Source organism: Rathayibacter sp. AY1B4, assembly GCF_002932815.1.
In the GTDB taxonomy this organism is placed as follows: domain Bacteria; phylum Actinomycetota; class Actinomycetes; order Actinomycetales; family Microbacteriaceae; genus Rathayibacter.
In genome coordinates this window covers 1-5,669 of sequence record NZ_PSWN01000045.1, presented here as the reverse complement: position 1 = coordinate 5,669, position 5,669 = coordinate 1, and the positions used below count along the sequence as shown (strand labels likewise).

Below are 5,669 nucleotides of genomic sequence, written 5' to 3'. Positions count from 1 at the left end.
GAGGAGGCGCCGCTCGCCGCGCGCTTCCTCCTCGGCGGTGCTCCGCAGCGCCTGCTCGTCGAGGCGCGAGTACGAGGCGGCGCTCCAGCCCACGGAGAGGGCGGTGGAGAGCGGCCGGCCGAGCAGGTACACCGGAACGAGGGTCGCCGTCGCATCGACGGCCCCGTCGCCCGGAGCGAGCGTCCCCGTCGCCAGGACGAGCAGCACCACCACGATGGTGACCAGGAGGCTCACGCTCACCCGGAACAGATCGGAGCGGGATCGTCTGCGCGCGGTCATCGCCGCCCTCCCCGTCAGGGGCCCGGAGCGCGCCCCGAACAAAATCCACGCCGTTCCGTCCTGCGGTGTCCCCGTGCACCACCGGGCCATTCGTTGCAAACAACAACAAATCCCCCGCGCACCCGGCAGAATGGACCCATGACCTCACGGAGCAACTGGGCGGGCACCTACGAGTACCGCGCCGCCGCCATCATCGAGCCGGAGTCCGTCGAGGAGGTGCAGCGCCTCGTCCGCGAGAACGAGCGCGTCCGCGCCCTCGGCAGCCGCCACTCCTTCAACTCCCTGCCCGACACCCCCGGCGCACTGCTGCACCTGGGGCGCCTCGCCTCCGACCCCGTGATCGACGCGGAGGCGAGCACCGTCACCGTCGGCGGCGCCACCCGCTACGGCGTCGTCGCCGCGCACCTGCACAGCAACGGCTACGCCCTGCACAACATGGGCTCGCTCCCGCACATCTCGGTCGCCGGCGCCATCGCGACCGGCACCCACGGCTCGGGCGACCGCAACGCGAACCTCTCCTCCGCCGTCTCGGCCCTCGAGCTCGTCACCGCCGACGGCTCGCTGCGCACGATCCGCCGCGGGGAGCCTGGCTTCGAGGGCGTCGTCGTAGGCCTCGGCGCCTTCGGCATCGTCACCCGCGTGACCCTCGACATCCAGCCGACCTTCGACGTCCGCCAGGACGCGTTCGTCGACCTGCCCTGGGAGCGCGTGCTCGACGACTTCGACGCGATCACCTCCTCCGCCTACAGCGTCAGCCTCATGACCCACTGGTCCTCGCCGACCGTGGAGCAGCTGTGGCTGAAGACCAAGGTGGCGGCGGGATCCGTCGCCGACGTCGACGCGACGCACCTGGGCGCGGTCGCCGCCTCCGCGAGCCTCTTCGCCGTCTCGGAGGGTGTCGACTCCAACCTGAATCCGTTCGGCGGCTCCGTCGGACCGTGGTCCGAGCGCCTGCCGCACTTCCGCCTCGACCGCGAGCCGAGCGCGGGCGACGAGATACAGAGCGAGTACATGGTGCCGCGCGCGAACGTCCGCGAGGCGATCGTGGCGCTGCGCGCGATCGGCGAGCGGATCGACGACGTCCTGCTCATCACGGAGCTGCGGACCATGGCGGGCGACGACCAGTGGCTCTCCCCCGCCGGGGGCCGCGACAGCGTCGGCGTGCACTTCACCTTCAAGAAGGACCGCGCCGGCGTCGACGCCGTGCTCCCCGCCGTCGAGGGCGCGCTGCTGCCGCTCGGCGCCCGGCCGCACTGGGGCAAGCACTTCCTCGCCGGAGCCGACGAGATCGCGCCGCTCTACCCGCACCTCGAGGAGTGGCGCACCCTCCGCTCCGAGTGGGACCCCTCGGGCCGCTTCGCGAGCGACTTCCTCCGCGACCGCCTGCTCGGCTGAGCGGCACCCGCCCCGCGGGACCAGGCAGGTTCCGCGGGACGGGGCTCACAGGACGTGGGTCGCGGGACGGGGCTCACAGGACACGGCTCGCGGGACGCGGCCCACAGGACGCAGCTCGCGGGACACGGCCCACAGGACGCAGCTCACGGGACGGGGCTCTCGGAACGCCGCTCAGAACAGGCGGGCCGCGTCGGCGGGCTCGACGAGGTCGCGCACCAGCGCCGGGATCCGCTTCCGGAACGGGAAGAACCCCCGCGACGCCGACGGCCACGCCGCACCGTCCCAGCGGCGGCGCACGGTGACGAGCGCGACCCCCTCGTCGGCGAGAGCCGAGCGGAGCGCCTCCACCCGCTCTCCGACGGGCCCGACCGGCGCGTACGGAACGACCACGGTGTCGATCCGCTCGGACACCGCCCAGTCGACGACCGTCGCGGCACGCGCGTCCGCCAGCACCCGCGCCGGCCGGCCGCTCGAGTCGGAGGTGCGCTCGGCGGCGTCGGCGAGCGCCGCGGCGGTGAAGGCGGCGACCGCGTCGGAGACTCCGGACGGCGAGCGCCCGCCCGCGTCCCCGGCGACGGCGCACGCGACGAGGCGCTCAGCCAGACCCGGCTGCTCGGCGAGCAGGCTCTCCGCCTCGAGGTCCTCCTCGTGCAGCAGGAGGCCGGGGCGGGCGCCGACGGTCCCGACGACGTCGTCCTGCTCGAGCGGTGCCCGCGGCGGGAAGGGCTCCTCGGTGAGCGCGCGGGCCGTGGTGGCGAGGCCGCTCGGCGAGAAGCGCCCCTCCGTGTAGCGCGAGATGTTGGACGCGGAGGCGAGGTAGGTCTTGCCCGGAGTCTGCAGGCCGGCGACCCATCGCCACGACAGGGTGTTGGACGCGGCGTCGCCGTCCAGCAGGTGCCGGTAGAAGAAGTCGGCGCCGAGCTGCCAGGGCAGTCCGAGGGTGAAGATCCAGATGCTCGCGAACCACATGCGGGTGTGGTTGTGGAGGTACCCGGTCTCGACGAGCTCGCTCACCCACGCGTCCATCGCGTCGATGCCGCTGCGTCCGCCGATCGCGTCGAGGTAGCCGGGCGGAGGATCGCCCGCGGAGGAGTCCGCCACCTCGCGGCGGTAGCGGCGCCAGACGTCCGGGTTCTGCTCGAGCCAGCCCTTCCAGTAGGTGCGCCAGAACACCTCCTGGACGAACTTCTCCGCGGCGGTCAGGCGGTGCCGCGCGAGGACCGCGGCGACGACCTCCCGCTCGGTGACGAGGCGGTGGCGGAGGTAGGGCGAGAGTCCGGAGACGTTGTCCCGGGACGGTCCGAGGTCGTGGTTGCGGTCGCGGGCGTAGGCGGAGCCGGCGCGGGCGACGAAGTCGTCGAGCGCCTCGAGACCGGCGGCTCTGGTCGGGATGAACATCGCCCCATCATCGGCGTCGGCCCGGTGAGAACACCGGCAGCGGCCTCCCGAGTGCGCTCCGGGGACGGAGGCGCCCGCCGCGCGCTCGTCAACGGGGTGACCGGCGCCTCCGACCCGACGTAGCGTCGGAGGACGAGAGGGAGGCCGCCATGCCCCGCGAGGAACAGATCCCGTCCACCATCGAGCGCTCCGACGAGCACGCGCAGAAGCTCTGGTCGGCCGCGCACGACTCGGCCGTCGACAGCTACGGCGACGGTGAGCGCGCCCACCGCACGGCCTTCGCCGCACTGAAGCACGAGTACGAGAAGGTCGGCGACCACTGGGAGCGCAAGGCCGAGAGCGGCCCCTCCGACTCCCGCGCCGAGGGCCACGGCCGCTCCCCCGGGGGCGAGACGGCGGGCGGAGTGGACGCGAACGCCACGAAGGCGCACCTGATGGACCTCGCCAAGCGCCTGGACGTCTCCGGCCGCTCGCGCATGACGAAGGCGGAGCTCGTCGAGGCCCTGCAGAAGGAGAGCACTCGACGGACGCGCGACGCGCGGTGAGGGCAGGGGGGGGGCGGGGTCGGGAACAGCCGCCCCGCCGAGCCCCGGCCCGCTCAGTCCAGCGCGTCCCTGATGGCCGCCATGCCCAGCTCCAGCTCGGCGAAGGTGGTCGACAGGGGCGAGAGGCCGATCCGGATGCCGTCGGGTCGACGGAAGTCCGGCACGATCCCCTCCGCCTGCAGCCGCGGGACCAGGCCGGCGAACGACTCGTGCGCGATCGTCACGTGCGAGCCGCGCCGGGCGGGGTCGAGCGGAGTCGCCACCCGCACCCCGCGCGGCACCAGCCACGCGTCGGCCAGCTCCAGCGCGTACGCCGTCATCGCCTCCGACTTCGCGCGCACCGCGGGCATGCCGACCGAGGCGATCAGCGCGATCATGTCCTGCATCGCGAGCATCCCCGTGATCGGCGGGGTGCCGCTGAGGAAGCGCCGCATCCCCTCGGCCGGACGGTAGCCGGGGCCCATCTCGAACATGTCGGCGACGCCCATCCAGCCCTGCACCGGCTGCGCGAGCGAGCCCTGGTGCCGGGACGCGACGTACGCCCACGCGGGCGCCCCCGGGCCTCCGTTGAGGTACTTGTAGGAGCAGCCGACCGCGAGGTCCGCGCCCCACTCGTCGAGCTCGAGCGGCACCGAGCCGACGGAGTGGGAGGCGTCCCAGAGCACGAGCGCGCCGGCCTCGTGCGCCTGGGCGGTGATCGCCGCGGCGTCGGCGAGGAACCCCGAGCGGTACGCGACGTGGCTGAGCAGCACCAGCGCCGTCCGCTTGCCGAGCACCGGGGCGAGGTCGTCGGGGCCGACGCCGCTCCCGGGGTCGGAGTCGATCCAGCGGAGCGTGCTGCCGGTCTCGGCCGCGATGCCCTCCAGCACGTACCGGTCGGTGGGGAAGTTGTCGGTGTCCACGACGATCTCGTCGCGCCCCTGCTCCGCCTGGCGGGCGATCGCCGCGCGGGCGAGCTTGTAGAGCAGGACGGTCGTGGAGTCGGCGACGATAGTCTGCCCGGCCGCGGCTCCCAGCACCGCGGAGCCGAGGGCGTCGCCGACCTCGAGCGGCATGTCGAGCCAGCCCTCCTCCCAGCCGCGGATGAGGCGGCCGCCCCACTCCTCCTCCGCGAACCGCGCGAGCCGGGCGACGCTCGCGCGCAGCGGCCGGCCGAGCGAGTTGCCGTCGAGGTAGGAGCGGACCTCGGGGGTGCGGACGAACAGCTCGGGGCAGTGCGCGAGCGGGTCCTGGGCGTCGAGCGGATGCATTCCCTCACCCTAGGTCGCGGGCGCCGGGCGCGACGCGTGCCGCCGGGGCCCCGGATGCGTGCCGCCGGGGTCCCTGACGGGTGCCGCCGGGGCCCCTGACGCTGCTCGGACGCCGCCCACTGTCCAGAAGTCGTCGCACTCGGCGTCGACTGCGACGACTCCCGAGCACTCGCGAGCCCTCACCGGAGCCTCCCCCACTGTCCAGAACTTGTCGCACTCGGCGTCGACTGCGACAACTCTTGAGCACTCGCAAGCCCTCACCCCGGAGCCTCCCCCCACTGTCCAGAACTCGTCGTACTCGGCCTCGACTGCGACAACTCCTGAGCACTCGCAAGCCCTCACCCCGGAGCCTCCCCCACTGTCCAGAAGTCGTCGCACTCGGCGTCGACTGCGACAACTCCTGAGCACTCGCGGACCCGCAGACTCGAGCCGGTCGCCACTGCTCCGAAGTCGCCGTACTCGCGCTCCAGTACGGCCGCTTCCGCGTGGTCGCGGAGCCGCCGGCCCCGTCCCGTTCACCGTCGTCGCCGAGTGCGCAGAAGTCGTCGCACTCGAGCTCGAGTGCGACAACTCCTGGACAGTCGTCGAGGCCAGAGGAGAACGGAGCGGGAGCCGGAGGAGAACGGACCTCGAGTCGGCGAGCGCCCCCGGACCCGCGAGCACGGCCGCGCACCTGGGAAGTCAACGGGCGGACGTCGCGCCCCGCCCCAGCCGATCTCCGGCGACCGCCGGTACAGCCAGGCGAGGCCCTTCACGTGGGCCAGGAGGGAGTCCGGATCCTGGAGCTGCGCGGCCGCGTTCA

General features: G+C 73.5%; 5 protein-coding genes. 2 read left to right on the top strand and 3 right to left on the bottom strand.

The annotated features are described in order from the left end of the window. Positions 1–279: hypothetical protein (locus tag C5D66_RS16550; RefSeq protein WP_146086970.1), on the bottom strand; the 279-nt coding region annotated here is incomplete at its 3' end. 138 nt (positions 280–417) lie between these two features. Here C5D66_RS16550 and C5D66_RS16545 point away from each other — a divergent pair. Continuing rightward, positions 418–1,674 carry an FAD-binding protein gene (locus C5D66_RS16545; RefSeq protein WP_104234610.1) on the top strand — a complete coding sequence of 419 codons (1,257 nt, stop codon included), beginning with the start codon at positions 418–420 and terminating at the stop codon, positions 1,672–1,674. 171 nt (positions 1,675–1,845) lie between these two features. Here C5D66_RS16545 and C5D66_RS16540 read toward each other — a convergent pair whose 3' ends face one another. Next, a complete protein-coding gene (locus C5D66_RS16540) occupies positions 1,846–3,072 on the bottom strand; it encodes an FAD-binding domain-containing protein (RefSeq protein ID WP_104256647.1) in 1,227 nt (408 codons plus the stop codon). A gap of 149 nt (positions 3,073–3,221) precedes the next feature. Here C5D66_RS16540 and C5D66_RS16535 point away from each other — a divergent pair, with 149 nt between their 5' ends. Then, entirely contained in the window at positions 3,222–3,617 is a 396-nt protein-coding gene (locus tag C5D66_RS16535) for a ChaB family protein (protein ID WP_104225169.1), read from the top strand. Between the two features lie 53 nt (positions 3,618–3,670). On the opposite strand, the gene C5D66_RS16530 is transcribed toward C5D66_RS16535, so the two are convergent. Continuing rightward, positions 3,671–4,867 (bottom strand): kynureninase, encoded by a 1,197-nt coding sequence (locus C5D66_RS16530; RefSeq protein WP_104256648.1) that lies wholly within the window; start codon positions 4,865–4,867, stop codon positions 3,671–3,673. Between the last annotated feature and the right edge of the window lie 802 nt (positions 4,868–5,669).